The 16,550-nt window shown below is 60.8% G+C and carries 19 protein-coding genes; 6 read left to right on the top strand and 13 right to left on the bottom strand.

Going from position 1 to position 16,550, the window contains the following annotated elements; all coding sequences use genetic code 11:
• Position 1: 1 nt before the first annotated feature.
• The 5 genes from ACR0EZ_RS23610 to ACR0EZ_RS23590 form a co-directional block, all read right to left on the bottom strand.
• Positions 2-1,087 carry a FliM/FliN family flagellar motor switch protein gene (locus tag ACR0EZ_RS23610; protein ID WP_480617232.1) on the bottom strand — a complete coding sequence of 362 codons (1,086 nt, stop codon included), beginning with the start codon at positions 1,085-1,087 and terminating at the stop codon, positions 2-4.
• 76 nt (positions 1,088-1,163) lie between these two features.
• A complete protein-coding gene (locus ACR0EZ_RS23605) occupies positions 1,164-3,842 on the bottom strand; it encodes an ATP-binding protein (protein ID WP_480617231.1) in 2,679 nt (892 codons plus the stop codon).
• On the bottom strand, positions 3,842-4,066 hold the full coding sequence (locus ACR0EZ_RS23600) for a hypothetical protein (protein ID WP_480617230.1): 225 nt from the start codon (positions 4,064-4,066) through the stop codon (positions 3,842-3,844). Before ACR0EZ_RS23600 ends, ACR0EZ_RS23605 begins: the two co-directional genes overlap by 1 nt.
• Positions 4,067-4,149: 83 nt before the next feature.
• Complete coding sequence (locus ACR0EZ_RS23595; protein ID WP_480617229.1) at positions 4,150-4,530, bottom strand: response regulator transcription factor; 381 nt, start codon at positions 4,528-4,530, stop codon at positions 4,150-4,152.
• 77 nt (positions 4,531-4,607) lie between these two features.
• Positions 4,608-5,903 (bottom strand): helix-turn-helix domain-containing protein, encoded by a 1,296-nt coding sequence (locus ACR0EZ_RS23590; protein ID WP_480617227.1) that lies wholly within the window; start codon positions 5,901-5,903, stop codon positions 4,608-4,610.
• Between the two features lie 211 nt (positions 5,904-6,114).
• Between ACR0EZ_RS23590 and ACR0EZ_RS23585 the strand changes: the two genes are divergently transcribed.
• From ACR0EZ_RS23585 to aat, 4 genes are all read left to right on the top strand, one after another.
• Positions 6,115-6,651, top strand: coding sequence for a LuxR C-terminal-related transcriptional regulator (locus ACR0EZ_RS23585; protein ID WP_480617225.1), 537 nt, complete (start codon positions 6,115-6,117; stop codon positions 6,649-6,651).
• 150 nt (positions 6,652-6,801) lie between these two features.
• The gene (accB, locus tag ACR0EZ_RS23580; protein WP_480617223.1) at positions 6,802-7,299 is read left to right on the top strand and encodes an acetyl-CoA carboxylase biotin carboxyl carrier protein; all 498 of its coding nucleotides are present in this window, start codon (positions 6,802-6,804) and stop codon (positions 7,297-7,299) included.
• A 9-nt stretch (positions 7,300-7,308) separates the two neighbouring features.
• Positions 7,309-8,658: an acetyl-CoA carboxylase biotin carboxylase subunit gene (gene accC, locus ACR0EZ_RS23575; RefSeq protein WP_480617222.1), complete on the top strand. Its 1,350-nt coding sequence runs from the start codon at positions 7,309-7,311 to the stop codon at positions 8,656-8,658.
• Between the two features lie 42 nt (positions 8,659-8,700).
• Positions 8,701-9,333, top strand: a complete 633-nt coding sequence (aat, locus tag ACR0EZ_RS23570) for a leucyl/phenylalanyl-tRNA--protein transferase (protein ID WP_480617221.1) — start codon at positions 8,701-8,703, stop codon at positions 9,331-9,333.
• On the opposite strand, the gene ACR0EZ_RS23565 is transcribed toward aat, so the two are convergent.
• The 6 genes from ACR0EZ_RS23565 to ACR0EZ_RS23540 all read right to left on the bottom strand — a co-directional run bounded on the left by ACR0EZ_RS23565 (position 9,288) and on the right by ACR0EZ_RS23540 (position 13,191).
• Entirely contained in the window at positions 9,288-9,656 is a 369-nt protein-coding gene (locus ACR0EZ_RS23565; RefSeq protein WP_480617220.1) for a DUF2155 domain-containing protein, read from the bottom strand. The two genes, aat and ACR0EZ_RS23565, sit on opposite strands and share 46 nt — an antisense overlap.
• Positions 9,653-10,105, bottom strand: a complete 453-nt coding sequence (gene mlaD / locus ACR0EZ_RS23560) for an outer membrane lipid asymmetry maintenance protein MlaD (RefSeq protein ID WP_480617218.1) — start codon at positions 10,103-10,105, stop codon at positions 9,653-9,655. The genes ACR0EZ_RS23565 and mlaD overlap by 4 nt, the downstream gene beginning before the upstream one ends.
• An 11-nt stretch (positions 10,106-10,116) precedes the next feature.
• A complete protein-coding gene (locus ACR0EZ_RS23555; protein ID WP_480617217.1) occupies positions 10,117-10,500 on the bottom strand; it encodes an NADH:ubiquinone oxidoreductase subunit NDUFA12 in 384 nt (127 codons plus the stop codon).
• A gap of 79 nt (positions 10,501-10,579) precedes the next feature.
• Positions 10,580-10,951 carry a Rid family hydrolase gene (locus ACR0EZ_RS23550; protein ID WP_480617216.1) on the bottom strand — a complete coding sequence of 124 codons (372 nt, stop codon included), beginning with the start codon at positions 10,949-10,951 and terminating at the stop codon, positions 10,580-10,582.
• Positions 10,952-11,158: 207 nt separating this feature from the next.
• Positions 11,159-12,424 (bottom strand): ATP-dependent Clp protease ATP-binding subunit ClpX, encoded by a 1,266-nt coding sequence (clpX, locus tag ACR0EZ_RS23545; protein ID WP_480617215.1) that lies wholly within the window; start codon positions 12,422-12,424, stop codon positions 11,159-11,161.
• 134 nt (positions 12,425-12,558) lie between these two features.
• A complete protein-coding gene (locus ACR0EZ_RS23540; RefSeq protein ID WP_480617214.1) occupies positions 12,559-13,191 on the bottom strand; it encodes an ATP-dependent Clp protease proteolytic subunit in 633 nt (210 codons plus the stop codon).
• Between the two features lie 347 nt (positions 13,192-13,538).
• On the opposite strand from ACR0EZ_RS23540, the gene ACR0EZ_RS23535 reads away from it, so the two are divergent.
• Positions 13,539-13,880 (top strand): ArsR/SmtB family transcription factor, encoded by a 342-nt coding sequence (locus ACR0EZ_RS23535; RefSeq protein WP_480617213.1) that lies wholly within the window; start codon positions 13,539-13,541, stop codon positions 13,878-13,880.
• Between the two features lie 174 nt (positions 13,881-14,054).
• On the top strand, positions 14,055-14,192 hold the full coding sequence (locus tag ACR0EZ_RS23530) for an entericidin A/B family lipoprotein (RefSeq protein WP_480617212.1): 138 nt from the start codon (positions 14,055-14,057) through the stop codon (positions 14,190-14,192).
• A gap of 1,088 nt (positions 14,193-15,280) precedes the next feature.
• Here the strand turns inward: ACR0EZ_RS23530 and ACR0EZ_RS23525 are convergent.
• Positions 15,281-15,733 (bottom strand): hypothetical protein, encoded by a 453-nt coding sequence (locus ACR0EZ_RS23525; RefSeq protein WP_480617211.1) that lies wholly within the window; start codon positions 15,731-15,733, stop codon positions 15,281-15,283.
• 122 nt (positions 15,734-15,855) lie between these two features.
• Positions 15,856-16,176 carry a hypothetical protein gene (locus ACR0EZ_RS23520; RefSeq protein WP_480617210.1) on the bottom strand — a complete coding sequence of 107 codons (321 nt, stop codon included), beginning with the start codon at positions 16,174-16,176 and terminating at the stop codon, positions 15,856-15,858.
• Positions 16,177-16,550 lie beyond the last annotated feature (374 nt).

The raw sequence follows: 16,550 nt of genomic DNA, 5'->3' as shown, positions 1-16,550 counted from the left end.
CTTAATCTTCGCGATCGGCCAAGCCTGCCAGTTGCGAGATTTCGGCGGCGAGCTTATCTGAATCCGCCAGCCCGAGGTCGCTTTGTGGTTCGTTCAAATCCGTGCTCACCGCCTCAATGTCATAGCCGGGGGTATCCGGCATAAATTCAGGTGCATCGCTAATATCCGACTGTCGCACACCCGCCCTGCTTTCGATAAACTCCTGGCCTTCCGTCAGCGCGGGCACCGGTGCCTGTTCATTCAAGCGAACCGCACGCATGCCGCCGCATTGGCCAAGCCGCCCGACCCCGGCGCGTGACCGGTCGATGGTCAGAATTTCGGTTCGGTCCAGCCGGGACCCGGTCAGCGGCAGCACCTCGCCCACGGCCATGCCGGACAGGCTTCCCAAAGGCAGAGTGACCCGGCTCAGAATGGCATTCAGTTCGGCCCGGACAACGCCTGAAGACTGTTCAAGCCTTGGCCCCGTATCGATCTGACTATCGTCGCCCGGTTCAGAATCGCTTGGCCGGATTGGCAGCAGAACCGCGATCTGCCCCTGCCGCAATCCGCCCGCAAGATCGACCGTCAACTCAAAAGCGCGGTAGTCCTCATCGGCTAAAGCCAGAGACAAAGACCGAAGATCCGCAACGCGGGACGAGAATTCATGACCCGACAATTCGGCCTGCTCTGCTGCAGGCTCAACCAGGAAAGACGCGCGTTTTAACGCATCTTCGATCATAGGCGCCACCATGGCCGCGTCAGTATCCGTGAAAGCCCGCGCGGAAATCGCGCCGGGCATCACCTCGCCTATGGTCTGCATCTGGACGATTGATGAAACGGACGCCGGGTCGAGGCACACAGCGGCAAGCCCTTCTGCACCGCTGAGCGTCAACAACAACCAATCCTCTCCGATCACCCCCGTCAGATCCGAGGGCGCGCGCTGGCTCTGCTTCGCGCCTATTACCGCCAAAGGCAGGTTCAACCGATCACTCGCAGCCCGCGCGAACCCCAACCGCAGGGCGCGGGGGACAGAATGCGCACCCTCGGTCGGGTCGTCCCGCCCTGCCGAGATTTTGCGGGCCAAAGCTGGGCTGAGGGGCTGTGCCATATCTGCGGCTCACTCGATGTTCTCAGGATCGCCTACTGGTCTAACCCGCAAAGGGTTACAAAAGTTCTAAAGCGCCTCACTGCGCGGCCTGCCGATAGGCCAGCGGCAGGCTGACGCGAAAGGCGGCCCCGCCCTGCCCCGGCAAATAGCTGATCTCGCCGCCAAGGCGGTGCATGATCTCTCGGCAGATCGCCAGCCCCAGCCCGGCCCCGCCTGCCTTGTCTACGCCGACACGGGCAAATTTTTCAAACACCATGGATTGCGCATCGGGTGGTATGCCGCTGCCGTTGTCCATGAAATCGACGACCACCTGCCCCCCCACATCATGGGCCGAGATGGTCAGCATCGGATCATCCGCATCGCAGTATTTCTGCGCGTTGGAAATCAGGTTGATGAACACCTGTCCCAGCCGATCCAGATCGGTATGAAGCGCGATGCGTTCCGAGGCCTTGCTGCGCTGCAGCTTCAGCGTCTGATCCGACCCGGCCAGCGCGCTGGACACCGCCCGGTCCAGAACAGACCGCAGGCTGTCATCGCCCACATTCAGACTGACCTGCCCGCTTTCCAGAACGCTCAGGTCCAGCAAATCGTCCAGCAGGCGCGTCAGGCGCAGGGCCTCGTCATGGATAATGGCGGCATAGCGGGTCTGGTCCTCACCGCTCAGCCCTTTTGTGTCGCGCATGATCTCGGAAAACGCGCGGATCGAGGTCATGGGCGTCCGCAGTTCATGGCTTACCTGGCTGAGAAAACTGTCCTTCTGCTCCGACATCTGCGTCAGCTTGGTATTCGCCTCGCGCAGCTTGCGGGCGGTGCGGCTGAGTTCGGCGGACTTCACCTCGAGCTGGCTGGAATATTCCAGTAGCTGGGCGGATTCGTCCGCAACAGCCAGCAGGTCTTCGACGGAAACAGACGATCCGCCCACGATCTGGCCGATCATCGCATGCGCCGTGGCAGCCCCGACCGAGCCGCTCAACTCGCGCTCAAGCCGTTCCAGAAAGCCCGGCGTCGGTTCCGGCAGGCGGGTCCGGCCGCCCTGCTGCTCGGCCTCGGCGCGAAAGAACTCCTGCGCGGGGGCGGTACCCAGAATCCGCTGGGTCATGATCATCAGGTCTTCGCTTTGCGCCACCGATCCGGTCCATCCGCGCAACGCGACCGAGTGGTCGAATACATTGACGAACTGGGCGCCCTGCAAACGCTCCAGCGGGCTGGGGAAACTCAGCAGGGACGCAACACAGAACGCGACGGTGTTCAGCGACATCGACCACAGAACTGTGTGTACCATCGGGTCGATCCCTTCGATGCCGAACAGCGCATGCGGGCGCAGCCAGCCAATGCCAAAGGGACCGTTCTGCAACACCGCATCGGGCATCCAGGTGCCACCAATACCCGGCAGCAGCAGGGTATAAATCCAAAGGACAAACCCAACCGTCAGGCCGACCAGTGCGCCGGTTCTTGTGGCCCCGCGCCAGAACAGCCCGCCGACCATCGCCGGCAGAATCTGCGATATCCCGGCAAAGGCGATCAGCCCGATGGAGGCCAGCGCCGCGCCACCGCCAGAGAGGCTGTAGTAGAAATAGCCCAGCGCCATGATGACCGCGATGGACACCCGGCGCGCCATCAGAACGATGTTGCGCACGTCCCCTGATACCGAGCCCGACCCTTCCTGCGTGCTCAGCCAGATCGGCATGACCACATGGTTCGACACCATGATCGACAGCGCCATCGCCGTCACGATCACCATCGATGTGGCTGACGAAAACCCGCCGATAAAGGACAGCATCGCCAGCCACTCATTCCCCTGCGACAGCGGCACCGTCAGGACAAACAGGTCGGGGTTCGAGCCTGCGGGCAGCAGGTCCAGCCCGACCACCGCAATCGGAACCACGAACAGGCTCATCAACAGCAGGTATAGCGGAAAGGCCCAGGCTGCGGTTCTCAGATGCCCTTCATCGTCATTCTCGACCACCATGACCTGAAACATGCGCGGCAGGCAGACAAAGGCGGCAGCAGACAGAAAGATGAGCGTGGTCCACCGCCCGGCATCCACATTCCACTGCCCGATTTCCGAGGCATCGATCCGGTCCAGCATCGGCCCGATGCCCCCGGCCACGCCCCAGACGACAAAGATCCCGACGGCCAGCAAGGCGAACAGCTTGACCACAGCTTCCAAAGCGATGGCCGTCACGACCCCGTGGTGGCGTTCATTTGCGTCCAGATTGCGCGTGCCAAACAGAATCGCGAACACGGCCAGACCGGCTGCCACCCAGAAAACGCTGGACCCTTCACGATAAAGGCCGTTTGGATCAGCCTCGGCAAAGATCGAGAAAGACAGCGTGATCGACTGCAATTGCAGCGCGATGTAGGGCGTACCGCCCAGCACGGCCAGGATGGTCACGCAGACCGCCAGCGTGTTCGACTTGCCATAGCGCGACGACAGCAGGTCAGCGATCGAGGTCACCCGCTGGCTGCGCCCGACCCGCACCAGCTTGCGCAGGCCCCACCACCAGCTGACCATGACCAGTGTCGGCCCCAGATAAATCGTGACAAATTCCAACCCGGACCGCGCAGCGCTGCCGACCGCTCCGTAAAAGGTCCAGGCGGTGCAGTATATCGACAGCGACAGCGTGTAGATCAGGGGCGAGCGAAGCCATCTGCCCTGCCCTGCGGTGGCCAATCTGTCGGCGGCAAAGGCGACCCCGAACAGCAAAACGACATAGCCCAGACAGACCAGGATCAGGACGTTCAGCGTGGCCATCAGTCTGCGTCCGAATCCGCGTCATCGCGCGCCCCGAACCACCGGGCGGCGAAGCCAAAGACCAAACCTACAAGGATCATCAGCGCCCAACAGGAGAATATGTACATCATGGCCGACGACAGCGTCACCGCTCCGCCATCCCCGGCCGCTGGATCAGGCCAAAGCAGCGGGATCGACAGCAACCCCGCGCCGATAAAGGGCAACAGTCGGGCCGCATCGGTCAACCTTCTGCGGCGATAGCTCTGCCGTTCCAGAAAAAGCGCCGGCCTTGACCCCGGAGGCGTGCGACCTGTGCCCCCGCCCCCGGTCATAACCGCGAGGCCTGAGCGTGCAGATCGCGCACGGCGGTCAGCACTTCGGCATTTGAAAACGGCTTGGTCATGAACCGGCTCACCCCGGCGCTTTCGGCCATCTGGCGGTCGCGCGACTGACCGCGCGCCGTCAGCATGAGCACCGGCAAGCCCTGCATATCTTCCAGCTCGCGCAGGTCGCGCAGAATGTCCATGCCGCTTTTGCCCGGCAACATGACGTCCAGAATGACCAGATCGGGCTGCGCCTGTTGAATGACCTGCACCGCGTCGGCCCCGTCGCCATGAGTATCCACCTGCCACCCTTCGCGGGTCAGCAGAAAACGGATGGCCTCGGCAATGTTGGGCTCATCTTCTATCAGCAGAACCTTGCGGCTCATATGTTTACTTCCTCCCAAAACGGATCGCGCAACTTGCCACCCGTCGCAGTCAGATTAAGCGTTCTGTCAGGAAACTGTCAAAAACCTTCGCTCAGAATCGACGGCTCGCGACGGGATGGGCAATCCGCGCTTGGACACACCCGACAGCCGGGGCCTACCTGTGCCGCTGCGGCGGGGCCGTCCCGGCCTTCCGGAACCGCCTGCACCATCATGATCGAACGGTAGACCGGCTCAAGATCGTGCCCCGGCACGGGCTGGGGCCAGGCAAACGCGAAACAGTCAAACTCGGCAGCAGCGCGCCCGGTCTGCAGCACCCGCTTTCGAATCGGAACCAAAGGCCGGTTCAGCGCCGCGAACAGGGGCCATAACGGGCAGGCATCCCCGTGGCGGGGAACCGAGAAACCGGGGATCGTCTTTAAAAACAACACACTGCCGGACGCATCGCACAGAACCAACCCCACCGGGCGCGCCAATACCCCCTCGGGCAAAGAGGCCAGACGCCGCAAAACCGTTGCCAGATCGACCGAGAAGCGGGCCGCCAGTGCCATCGGGTCAGGGTCGACCCCGTCCAGCGCGTCTGTAAGCGCGCCCAAGGGTATCGCCCGCGCATCCGCCGCATAGGTCCGAAGCGCATCCTCGGCGACGGCGCGCGCGGCAGTGGTTTCCAGCGCCTCGAGCGCGACCGAGGACCAATCCCCTTGCGCCTCGATTTCAGGAAAGTGATGCCCCTGCGCGCTCAGAAAAGCCTCGACCTCTTCCAGTGGCACGCCGCGCGGATCGGTGGCCGAGTCACTGTCATCCAGATAGGTGACCAGCGCTTTGGAGCTGTCGGCAAGGCGTTCGGCGTCCTGATGCAGGTTCTTGTGGAACCGATCCTGCCATTCCGCATCGATGTCCTGCGTATCCGCAAGAATGGCGGCAGTCGACCGGATTGCGGCTGCGGTGGACAAGACCTCGTGCATGGACGCCGCCAGATGCGGATCGTGGGTCAGCCTGTTGGACAAGGTTGCAACTGTGCGCTCCAGCGACACGACCCGGCGGTGCATATGGGCCAGAACACCGGCCCAGCCCGGAAAGCGGCCCGCGAACTCTTCCAGTCCGTCCACCTCGGCCTGCTGGCCGACCGCATCGACCGCCGCTTCGCGCAGGGCGGAAATCAGCGTCGCCTCGATCCCCTGCGTCAAAAGAGAGGGCTCGACCAATAGCGCCCCGGCGATATCGACCAGTAATTTGCCCCCGATCCGGCGGCGGTTATGCTCGATCAGGTTCAGATAGGACGCCGAGATTCCAACCTGCCGCGCAAGCTCGGCCTGCCGCAAACCCGCGATCAGCCTGCGTTCCCGTATCCGGCTTCCTGTCAGCGCGGTTGGCATTTTCGCTTTCTCCCGTCCGGGTTTGCCCGAGAGTTTTCACAACCATCCCTATTTTTCTATTGGTTATGACGAATTTTTCAATCGGGATTTACATAGTTTACACAAACCGAACCACCCCTGCACCCATATTGTTCCCGATGACCCCGACCCAAAGTAAACAAGTTTCCAATCGCCCCTTCATTTCCGCCCCGTTTCCCGGCACGATGAATAGATGAGCGATCCCGCATTCGAATACGCCCCGATTGGACTGGTGGAACTGGAAAACCGGATCATCCGGCGCTGCAATCTACAGTTTGCCCGGACCTTCGGCGGAGAGGAGGGCGACTATCGCAACATGCCGCTGCTGCACCTCTACCCCTCGGTCGCGGATTGGGAGAGGATCGGCCAGCGCAGCCTGCAAGTGATGCGCGACACCGGTTATTACACCGATGAACGGGTCATGCGCCGCCGCAATGGCGATCTGTTCTGGTGCCGGGCGCGCGGACGATCCCTGACGCCCGACGACCCGTTCCGGCACGGTATCTGGAGCTTTTCGGACATTTCCGAAGAACGCCCTCTGGTCGAACTGACCGTGCGCGAACGCGAGGTCGCGATCCTGTCCTGCCGGGGCCTGTCGGCCAAGGAAATCGGCGTGGAACTGGGGCTTAGTTACCGAACGATCGAGGCCTACCGCGCCCGGCTTCTGGAAAAATTCGGCGCGCGCAAACTGCCGGAACTGGTGGCAAAACTGTCGGGCATGCCCCTGTAGCGCCCGGGACGGGCCGCAAACTGTCTGAAACGCGGTTTGCCAAGTCCAGACTGCGCTTTTCATGACCGGGCGCATAGCTTATAACGCCGCGTAATCAGACCAAAGCCCGCGAAGGACAGACGGGCCAAAGGGGAACCGTCGAGGACACTCATGACAGATACCAAACACGAAGCGGATGTGGCGTTCATCAAGGCACTGGCCGAACTGCTGCGCGAAAACGACCTGACCGAATTGCAGGTCAAGCGTGAATACGGTGAGGAAGACAGCCTGAACGTCCGCGTCAGCCGTATGTCGCAAACCGTGGCCGCTCCGGTTCAGGTGGCTGTTCCCACTGCCGCACCGGTTGCTGCGCCTGCAGCCGCACCAGCGGCCCCCGCGGAAGCCCCTGCCGCGGTCGATGATCCGGCCAGCCATCCGGGTGCCGTGACCTCGCCCATGGTGGGAACTGTCTACATGCAGCCCGAACCCGGCGCGCCCGCTTTCATCTCGGTCGGTGCATCCGTGTCCGAGGGTGAAACGCTGCTGATCGTCGAAGCGATGAAAACCATGAACCATATCCACGCACCCAAATCGGGCACCATCAAGCGCATTCTCGTGGGCGATGGCGATGCGGTGGAATTCGGCACCCCTCTGGTCATCATCGAGTAAGGCGGGCGGATGTTCGATAAAATCCTGATTGCCAACCGAGGCGAGATCGCCCTGCGCGTCATCCGCGCCGCGCGTGAGATGGGGATCAAGACGGTCGCCGTGCATTCGACCGCTGACAGCGACGCGATGCATGTGCGCATGGCGGACGAATCGGTGTGCATCGGCCCTCCGCCCAGCCCGCAAAGCTATCTGTCCGTACCCGCCATCATCTCGGCCTGCGAGATCACCGGCGCACAGGCAATCCACCCCGGCTATGGGTTCCTGTCCGAAAACGCCGAGTTTGTGCAGATCGTCGAAGATCACGGCATCACCTTCATCGGCCCAACTGCCGAGCACATCCGCGTCATGGGCGACAAGATCACCGCCAAGGACACGATGAAGGAACTGGGCGTGCCTTGCGTTCCGGGCTCTGACGGTGGCGTTCCCACGCTGGCCGATGCCAAGCGGATCGGCGAAGAATTCGGCTATCCCGTCATCATCAAGGCCACCGCTGGTGGCGGCGGTCGCGGCATGAAAGTCGCGCACAGCGCCGATGAGATGGAAAGCGCCTTCATGACCGCGCGCGCCGAGGGCAAGGCCGCCTTTGGCAATGACGAGGTTTATATCGAGAAATACCTGACCACGCCCCGCCATATCGAAATTCAGGTTTTTGGCGACGGCAAGGGCAAGGCGGTGCATCTGGGCGAACGCGACTGTTCCCTGCAGCGCCGCCACCAGAAAGTGTTCGAAGAGGCCCCCGGCCCCTGCATCACCCCCGATGAGCGCGCCAGGATCGGCAAGATCTGCGCCGACGCCGTGGCCAAGATCAACTATATCGGCGCGGGCACCATCGAATTCCTGTATGAGAATGGCGAGTTCTACTTCATCGAGATGAACACCCGCCTGCAGGTGGAACACCCGGTGACCGAAGGCATCTTCGGCGTCGATCTGGTGCGGGAACAAATCCGCGTCGCCGCAGGCGAGGACATGTCGTTCGGTCAGGACGATCTTGAGATCAACGGCCACGCCATCGAGGTTCGGATCAACGCTGAAAAGCTGCCCAACTTCTCACCCTGCCCCGGCAAGATCACGGCGTATCACGCGCCCGGCGGTCTTGGCGTGCGGATGGATTCGGCTCTGTATGACGGGTATTCGATCCCGCCCTACTACGACTCGCTCATTGCCAAGCTGATCGTGCAGGGCCGCGACCGGGCCGAGGCTCTGGCCCGGCTGGAACGCGCGTTGGGTGAGTTGATCGTGGACGGCATCGACACCACCGTGCCCCTGTTCCATGCCCTGCTGCAGGAACCTGACATCCACAGCGGCGACTACAACATCCACTGGCTGGAGCACTGGCTTGCGGAGAATATGGCCGATTAAGAACACAGGACCGGCCCCCCGGCCGGTCCTTGGGCGTTCCGTATGAGCCTGTCCCCCGAACTGTTGATGCATGGGTATTCCATCGGCATCTTCCCGATGGCAGAACATCGCGACGACCCCGAGCTGTTCTGGGTCGACCCGAAGTTTCGGGGGGTCATTCCGCTGGACGGATTCCACATGTCGCGTAGCCTTGCGCGCCGCATCCGAAACTGCGGGTTCACGATCACCATCGATACCGATTTCACCGGCGTCGTGGATGGCTGCGCCGACCGGGCGGATACTTGGATCAACACCGAATTGCGTGACCTGTACGAACAACTCCACCGCGCGGGCCATGCGCATTCTCTGGAAGTGTGGGAGGATGACCGGCTGGTCGGAGGCGTCTATGGCGTGGTGCTCGGTGCCGCGTTCTTTGGCGAAAGCATGTTTTCACGGCGCGCGGATGCGTCCAAGATCGCCTTGGCCTATCTGGTCGATCGCCTGCGGCAGACCGGTTTTCAACTGTTCGACACCCAGTTCCTGACGGCCCATCTTGCCACGCTCGGGGCAATCGAGATCCCGCGCAGCCAATACCGGCAAGAACTGGATGAGGCCATCAGCGCCGGCGCCGACTTTTCGGCCACCGTGGCTCAGTCAGCCGACGGGGTGATACAGCGGATCACCCAGACATCGTAACGGGAGTGATCCAGCGCGTTCAGCGCCGGAGAGGTTGCGATCATCCAGCCGTCAAACAGCTGATCCGCCTTGCCCGTTTCCCAGACCGTCAAATAGGCAAAGGCGTCACCGGTCGGGTTGTCCACCGGATACCGGCAATCGCCCAAAGCCACATCCAGACCAAAGATGGGCTGCGTTGCGCCATTCTGCATTTCCACATCGATGGTCTGGCCATTGACCTTGTCCAGCCCCCGCAATATCGCGCCGGGGCCGGATTGCACCTTCTGCTGCGCCGCCGCGCCGGTCGCCATCAGCGCCAGAGCTATCAACGCACAACGCATCATTCGTCGCCGCTTCCGGCCACAAATTTGACCAACAGTGAAATCAGGCTGACCGCGCCCTGCGTGTCCTCGATCTGGTCGCCGGGTTCAAAGAAGAACGGCGATCCGCCGGGCATCACCTCGACGAAATTGCCGCCCAGCAGCCCTTCGGACGAGATCACGATGGCGCTGTCGTCCGGCACAAGGATGCTGTCGGCAATCGAGAACGTTGTATCGGCGCGATAGGTGTCCGGGTTCAGGCTGACATTGGTCACGGTGCCGATTTTGACACCGGCCAGACGCACATCGGTGCCGACCCCAACCCCTTCGAGCGAACGGAATGACGCGCCCAGCTCATACCCGGCGCTGCTTTGCGACAGGCCGGTGGATTGACTGGCGTAAACGCCAAATGCGACGGCGCACGCCAATACGGCACCGCCGACAACGACTTCGGTCCAGTTGTGGGTCGACATACTCGCCTCGTTTATTCCGGGCTCCAGGCCTCGTAATCTTTACGCTCAATCGGGTCGGCCCGGCGCAGCGAGCCTGCGGGCGCATAGGCCAGCGCAGTGCCCGTCAGGTTTTCCTGATGCGGTTTTTCCCAGGCTTTGTGCTTTAGCGGCTTGTCCGTCGGCGGCTCATCCCAGGTCCGGTGCAGCCAGCCATGCCAATCGGGATCGATCCGGCTGGCCTCGGCCTCGCCATTGAAAATCACCCAGCGCTTGCTGTCATCGGCGGTGCGATAAAAGACATTGCCTTCATCGTCTTCGCCGACTTTGACGCCCTTGCGTGCAGTGAATATCTGCGTGTTCAGGGTGGCCCCGTTCCACCAGGTCACGGCCCGCAAAAGAGTGTTAACGATTCCCATCATCTGACTCCGGCATTTCGGTTGAGTGAAGGTATGGACCAAAGGCTCGCCAAGGTCCAGTGCAACGGGGGCGGCTGCGTCACTCCGGCAAAGCGGCGGTCACTTCGATCTCGATCCGGTCTTCGGGCGTAATCAGGTTGCATTCGATCACTGTTGCCGCTGGCGGATTGGAGCCGAACGCGTCCCGTAGCAAAGGCCAGCAGAGCTCGAACTCAGACATATTCGGCAGATAGTAATTCACCCGCACGACCTCTGCCATCGACGCGCCAGCCTCGGACAGGGCGCGTTCGATTGCGTCCAGAGCGGATTTGCATTGACCAACGATATCCCGGGGCCGGTCATCGCCTTGCGCGCATGTTCCAGCCACAAAAACGAACCCATTGGCGACAACCGCGCGACAATAGCCAACCTTCTCTTCGTATTCGCCGCCGGAGTGAATGCGTCTGATCATCTGGTTCTCTCTGTTACGTCCCTTCGCCCGCGCCGAGAAGGCTGTACAAAAGCGAGGCTCTGCCTCGCGCTCCGGGATATTTGTGGACAGATGAAGTCCGGATCCCCTGCTTCATCTGTCCACAAATATCCCGGGGGAGGCGCGGCTTGCCGCGGCGGGGGCAGCGCCCCCCTGACCCGGGCATTTTTAAGAAACAACCCAGTCGGATTAACCCGCCGAGGCCGATTCCGCCGAGTCCTCGTAGATGATCAGGGGCTGCTTGTCGGACGTCACCGCCTCTTCGTTCACCACAACCTCGGTCACGTTTTTCATGCCGGGCAGTTCGAACATCGTGTCCAGCAGAATATCCTCGAGGATCGACCTCAACCCGCGCGCGCCGGTTTTGCGTTCGATCGCCTTCTTGGCGATGGCTTTCAGCGCGTCGTCGGTAAAGGCCAGTTCTGCATCTTCCAGTTCGAACAGGCGCTGGTATTGCTTGACCAGAGCGTTCTTGGGCTTCGTCAGGATCGTGACCAGAGCGTCTTCGTCCAGGTCTTCGAGCGTTGCCAGAACCGGCAGACGGCCGACAAATTCCGGGATCAGACCGAATTTCAGCAGGTCTTCGGGTTCCAAATCCTTGAAGATCTCACCCACGCCACGCTCGTCATTGTCGCGAACGTCAGCACCGAAGCCCATGGCCGAGCCCTTGCCACGCTGCGCGATGATCTTGTCGAGACCTGCAAAGGCGCCGCCGCAGATGAACAGGATGTTGGTGGTGTCCACCTGCAGGAATTCCTGCTGCGGATGCTTGCGCCCGCCCTGAGGCGGAACCGATGCCACGGTGCCTTCCATCAGCTTCAGCAGCGCCTGCTGTACACCCTCGCCCGATACGTCACGCGTGATCGAGGGGTTTTCGGACTTGCGCGTGATCTTGTCGACCTCGTCGATATAGACGATGCCGCGCTGCGCGCGTTCGACGTTATATTCGCTGGCTTGCAGAAGTTTCAGAATGATGTTCTCGACATCCTCACCCACGTAACCAGCTTCGGTCAGCGTGGTTGCATCCGCCATTGTGAACGGCACATCCAGTATGCGCGCCAGCGTCTGGGCCAGCAGGGTCTTGCCGCAGCCGGTCGGACCGATCAGCAGGATGTTCGACTTGGCCAGTTCAATATCGCTGCCCGCTTTCTGCGCATGGTTCAGGCGTTTGTAGTGGTTGTGCACCGCAACCGACAGAACCCGCTTGGCGGTGGCCTGACCGATGACGTAGTCGTCCAGAACCTCGCAGATATCCTTGGGCGTCGGCACACCGTCCGAGGATTTCAGCCCGCTGGCCTTGGTCTCTTCCCGGATGATATCCATGCACAGCTCGACACACTCATCGCAGATGAACACGGTCGGTCCCGCGATCAGCTTGCGGACCTCGTGCTGGCTTTTGCCGCAGAAGCTGCAGTAGAGCGTGTTCTTGCCGTCGCCGCCTGAATTCGTCGCCATGATCTACCTTTCGGGCTCCATCCTTAGCCGCCCTAATTCGGGCCGCTTGCCGCCTGTTGGTGCAGCTTAGGGCAGCACCGGGGCGGCTACAATCTCAAAATCGCACCTCGCGCCGGTGGCGCGAGGATTTGAACTCAGGCCTCGTCCGTATCGATTTTCGCACGGTTTTCGACGATTTCGTCGATGTGGCCCCATTCCTTGGCCTCTTCCGGGCTCATGAAATTGTCGCGGTCCAGCGCTTTTTCAACCGCCTTTTTAGTCTGACCGGTATGGCGCACGTAAATGTCATACAGGCGATCTTTCAACTTCTGCGTCTCGGCCGCGTGGATCATGATGTCGCTGGCCTGACCCTGATAGCCGCCGCTTGGCTGGTGCACCATGATCCGGCTGTTGGGCAGCGAAAAACGCATCCCGGTTTCGCCACCGGCCAACAGAACCGACCCCATCGAGGCCGCCTGACCGATCACCAGTGTCGAACATTTCGGCTTGATGTACTGCATTGTGTCGTAAATCGACAAACCGCTGGTCACGACCCCGCCGGGCGAGTTGATGTAGATCGAGATTTCCTTGTTCGGATTCTCTGCCTCAAGATGCAGCAGCTGGGCGACGACCAGATGGCTCATCCCGTCGTGAATCGGACCGTTGATGAAAATGATCCGCTCTTTCAGCAGACGCGAGAAAATGTCGTAGGCGCGTTCGCCCCGGCTGGTCTGTTCGACCACCATGGGGACGAGCGTATTCATGTAAGTGTCTACTGGATCGAACATTCGGAACCTGCCTGCTTTGCTATGGATCGGGACGTTACCCCAACAAGAGTTACCCGAGTCTTAGTGTCGCCACCGGGGGGCTGCAAGGGGGGCCGCCGGTTTCGCTTGCCTATTGTGGTTATCCTTCCCGCCGGGCACTGAAATCGGTGGTCCGGGGGCAGCGGCAGCCCCGCTGTACAAGATCGGGCATCGGCAAGTTCCAGCCAGCTTCCGTTCTCTCATCACGGTATTTTGATTCATGCATATGGAATTAAATGTACGAAACTTGTACTTAGGTGGCCCGTCCAACGCGACTTGGGTTAAGGAAACAACGCCCGCGCAAGGCGGGCTCGAAGGAACAGAAGAAGATGGCACTGCCACAGTTGTCCCCGGACATGTCCAAACACGACCTTGACCGTATGGTCGGCAACGCAACCCGCGCATCGAATTTCCTGAAGGCGATCAGCCATGAAGGACGGCTGATGATCTTGTGCCACCTTGTATCCGGCGAAAAATCCGTAACCGAACTCGAGGAACTGCTGTCCGCCCGGCAGGCCGCCGTTTCCCAGCAATTGTCGCGCCTGAGGCTCGAAGGGCTGGTCACACCGCGCCGCGAAGGCAAGGCGATCTACTACCGGCTTGCAGACGACCGCCCCCGCCGCATGCTGGAAGTGGTCTACGAACTGTTTTGCAACGACGGCAAGGACTGAGACTTGGGGGCCCGGGGGCTTTGACCTCGATTGCTGCCAAACTGTGGGACACCGCAGGCCCGTCTGCCACTCCGGCAATTCAATATTCACCCAAGGCAGCAGCGTCTCCAAAATACTGGTTCCCCGCAAAAAAAGGTGCTACCGAAAAGAAGATCGAGCACTGAGGAGACGAGTATGATCCGCGCAATTCTGATTGGCCTGAGCCTGTTTGCCCTGACCGCCTGCGAAACCGCAAAAGGTGCCGGCAAGGATATCGAGAAAGCCGGCGACGCGATCCAGGACGCCGCCACGGACGTTCAGGAAAACATCTGATCAAAGCCCATATATTGCGGGGTCAGAAAACAAGCCCGCGATATATGGTTGCTTCATGGCCGCAAACCCGCTAATTCTATCCATACAGGTGCATAGACGCGGCATTGCATCATCTGACGCTAAATCGGGGCTCTTTTGCACACGCAGAAGAGCCCCGTTCCCATTCCGAAGGGGGTGAGGGGTAGCCTGTATGAAGCCGTGGAACCGGCAAAAGAAAAGGCGTCAGGTGCGCAGACGCGGTCTTTGCATGCATCCTTTCGGACACTCCTGACGCCTTACCGGGCCGACGAGCCCCGAAGGACACCCCGATCCAGTCGCCCCAGCCCCCGAAAGGACTGCAGCCGCCGCTGTGAACCCGAGGGTCATCGCGGCATGCTCAGGCCGTCTGAGAAGCTGATCACTCGAACACGGGGCCAGCCCCCTATCCGAACAACCAACTACCGGTAAGCCTCTGCCGAACAAGAAAAATCCTAAGATCCAACCTCTTCGACCAAGACCCCCTGGCCTTTGCGTTCCACCTTTGGCTCCGAAGAACCTGTGCGGTAACGGGACTGTTACATTACGCCCGGCAACCGGCAAGAAAATAGCACTGCAGCATGAGAATTAGACGGGGATAAGATGTTGGTATCCGCCGGGATAGCTTTGTGGATAAGCCGAGAAGTTCTGGCACCAGACGGGTTTGGTGAGGGAAAAGTTCCAAAGCGGTTTTCGCGCCTCGAAATCCACCGATGCTGCGGGTGCAAACAGTGCGTTGGGCCGGATTTGCGGGACTAACGTGTTGCACGGCCCCCTGACGACTCGAATCGCATGTCGAAATCGGGGCCGGGCAGCAGACACACCACCGCGCGAAGCCGCGCTGAAGGTTCGCGAGATCTAGATGCCCCGTGCCAAGGAACGCCGCATTCTTGCACAAGGCCATCCGAACCTTTTCGCGGACGGTGCACTGGCCGCCCGGCCCGTCTCCTCCCCTTGGAGACACTGTGTTTTGAGAAGCGCCCCGACCCGACCGGGATTACCTACTACGTTCTGCCGCAGTCTTGGATCAACGGCAGTCTGTACCCCCTACAGCCGGTCGGGCCAGAGACGCTTCAGTTCACCTGACGTTCCAGAACGGTGCTGTAGGTCGTTCCGGACCGCAGGCTACGGAAATCGGCGTAAATCTTGCCATCCTCGTACCGCGCATCGATCAGCGCGTTCACTCCGATCGCCGGTTCGGGCGAGCTTTCGACGATCCCGATGCTGCCCGACCCGTCCAGACTGACGGTGCCGGTGGCCTCGTACACGGTCCAGTCATCGGCAGCATTGCGGCGCCACATGCTGGGCCCCCAGAACACATTGTCCTGCTGCTTTTCGATCTGAAGCACCCATTCCGCGCTGTTGAAGCGGGGCGCATCGCCGGTGGTCAGGTTCGAGGGCGACACGGTGGTATACGCGCCCGCCCATGTGCCGCGCAGATCGGGCGAAGCATCGGCCAGCGCGGCCGTTCCAAGGGTGAGGGACGCGGCCAGAGCGGCTGCTCCGGCAGTCATGTATCTGGTCATTGGCTCTCTCCTCCAAAGGTCTGGGCCTTGCTGGCCTGCTGAACAGATCGGGAGGCACCGAGCCGCTTACAACATATCTAAAGCAGACTTCATCTTGGGTTCAGCTACGCGTTAGATCGCGGTCAGGCCCATGCCAGCGCGGTGCCAACAAGGACCAGAGCGATGCCCAAAACCTCACGGTACGAGAAATTCTCGCCGAACAGAAAGTACGAGGCGATGGCGATCAGGATGACCTCGGCCCCCAGAATGCCGGTATAGATGATCCCCAACCGCTCCTCGCGCAGCGCGGCCAGTTCCAGCGTCGCGGCTGCCAGCAGAGCTGCGACGATCAGCAGCCCGAGGCCGATACCGGGGATTTTCCACCAGAACTTCATCGCGATCATGGCAACGGAATAAAGACCAGCCGATCCGAGGGCGATGAAGGGGATCATGGACGCGGACATTGGAGCCTCCGAAGGAGTGTTTCCATTGCGTCAACAATAGCAGGTGGGAGGGGTTGAGGATGTGAGGTGGGTCACAACTGGTCGACGCGGTGGGACACTTTCCTGAGTGTGAGAGACACGACAGAAAATGCAACTTCGTGGCTTAGGTCAGTGCTACCACAAAAAACTAAGTAAAGGCAATAAATTCGGCTGGTGGCCTTGCCGAGTTGTTGTGAGTTCAACGTTCTCCGCAATGCCTACTCAACATATTGTACAAGAAGAGAAGAGTTTACAAATATCGGTTGCTTAGGGTCAGGACCCATTGATTTCTGTATGTCGGCGTGATTCACCGGTCGAAAATCGAGCGGTGATATGAGCGATCTATATTGGTTGGA

The organism is Ruegeria sp. AK4, from assembly GCF_056541025.1.
Note: the sequence above shows the minus strand (reverse complement) of the source record. Positions and strands in the feature narration are given on the sequence as shown.

Excerpts from the sequence above, each read along its gene's own strand:
- clpX (WP_480617215.1), bottom strand. The coding sequence starts at position 12,424 with ATGGCGACGAATTCAGGCGGCGACGGCAAGAACACGCTCTACTGCAGC.
- ACR0EZ_RS23605 (WP_480617231.1), bottom strand. The coding sequence starts at position 3,842 with ATGGCCACGCTGAACGTCCTGATCCTGGTCTGTCTGGGCTATGTCGTT.
- ACR0EZ_RS23525 (WP_480617211.1), bottom strand. The coding sequence starts at position 15,733 with ATGACCAGATACATGACTGCCGGAGCAGCCGCTCTGGCCGCGTCCCTC.
- ACR0EZ_RS23595 (WP_480617229.1), bottom strand. The coding sequence starts at position 4,530 with ATGAGCCGCAAGGTTCTGCTGATAGAAGATGAGCCCAACATTGCCGAG.
- accB (WP_480617223.1), top strand. The coding sequence starts at position 6,802 with ATGACAGATACCAAACACGAAGCGGATGTGGCGTTCATCAAGGCACTG.
- ACR0EZ_RS23520 (WP_480617210.1), bottom strand. The coding sequence starts at position 16,176 with ATGTCCGCGTCCATGATCCCCTTCATCGCCCTCGGATCGGCTGGTCTT.
- ACR0EZ_RS23590 (WP_480617227.1), bottom strand. The coding sequence starts at position 5,903 with ATGCCAACCGCGCTGACAGGAAGCCGGATACGGGAACGCAGGCTGATC.
- mlaD (WP_480617218.1), bottom strand. The coding sequence starts at position 10,105 with ATGTCGACCCACAACTGGACCGAAGTCGTTGTCGGCGGTGCCGTATTG.
- ACR0EZ_RS23610 (WP_480617232.1), bottom strand. The coding sequence starts at position 1,087 with ATGGCACAGCCCCTCAGCCCAGCTTTGGCCCGCAAAATCTCGGCAGGG.
- accC (WP_480617222.1), top strand. The coding sequence starts at position 7,309 with ATGTTCGATAAAATCCTGATTGCCAACCGAGGCGAGATCGCCCTGCGC.
- ACR0EZ_RS23530 (WP_480617212.1), top strand. The coding sequence starts at position 14,055 with ATGATCCGCGCAATTCTGATTGGCCTGAGCCTGTTTGCCCTGACCGCC.
- ACR0EZ_RS23555 (WP_480617217.1), bottom strand. The coding sequence starts at position 10,500 with ATGGGAATCGTTAACACTCTTTTGCGGGCCGTGACCTGGTGGAACGGG.
- ACR0EZ_RS23550 (WP_480617216.1), bottom strand. The coding sequence starts at position 10,951 with ATGATCAGACGCATTCACTCCGGCGGCGAATACGAAGAGAAGGTTGGC.
- ACR0EZ_RS23540 (WP_480617214.1), bottom strand. The coding sequence starts at position 13,191 with ATGTTCGATCCAGTAGACACTTACATGAATACGCTCGTCCCCATGGTG.
- ACR0EZ_RS23585 (WP_480617225.1), top strand. The coding sequence starts at position 6,115 with ATGAGCGATCCCGCATTCGAATACGCCCCGATTGGACTGGTGGAACTG.
- ACR0EZ_RS23565 (WP_480617220.1), bottom strand. The coding sequence starts at position 9,656 with ATGATGCGTTGTGCGTTGATAGCTCTGGCGCTGATGGCGACCGGCGCG.
- aat (WP_480617221.1), top strand. The coding sequence starts at position 8,701 with ATGAGCCTGTCCCCCGAACTGTTGATGCATGGGTATTCCATCGGCATC.
- ACR0EZ_RS23535 (WP_480617213.1), top strand. The coding sequence starts at position 13,539 with ATGGCACTGCCACAGTTGTCCCCGGACATGTCCAAACACGACCTTGAC.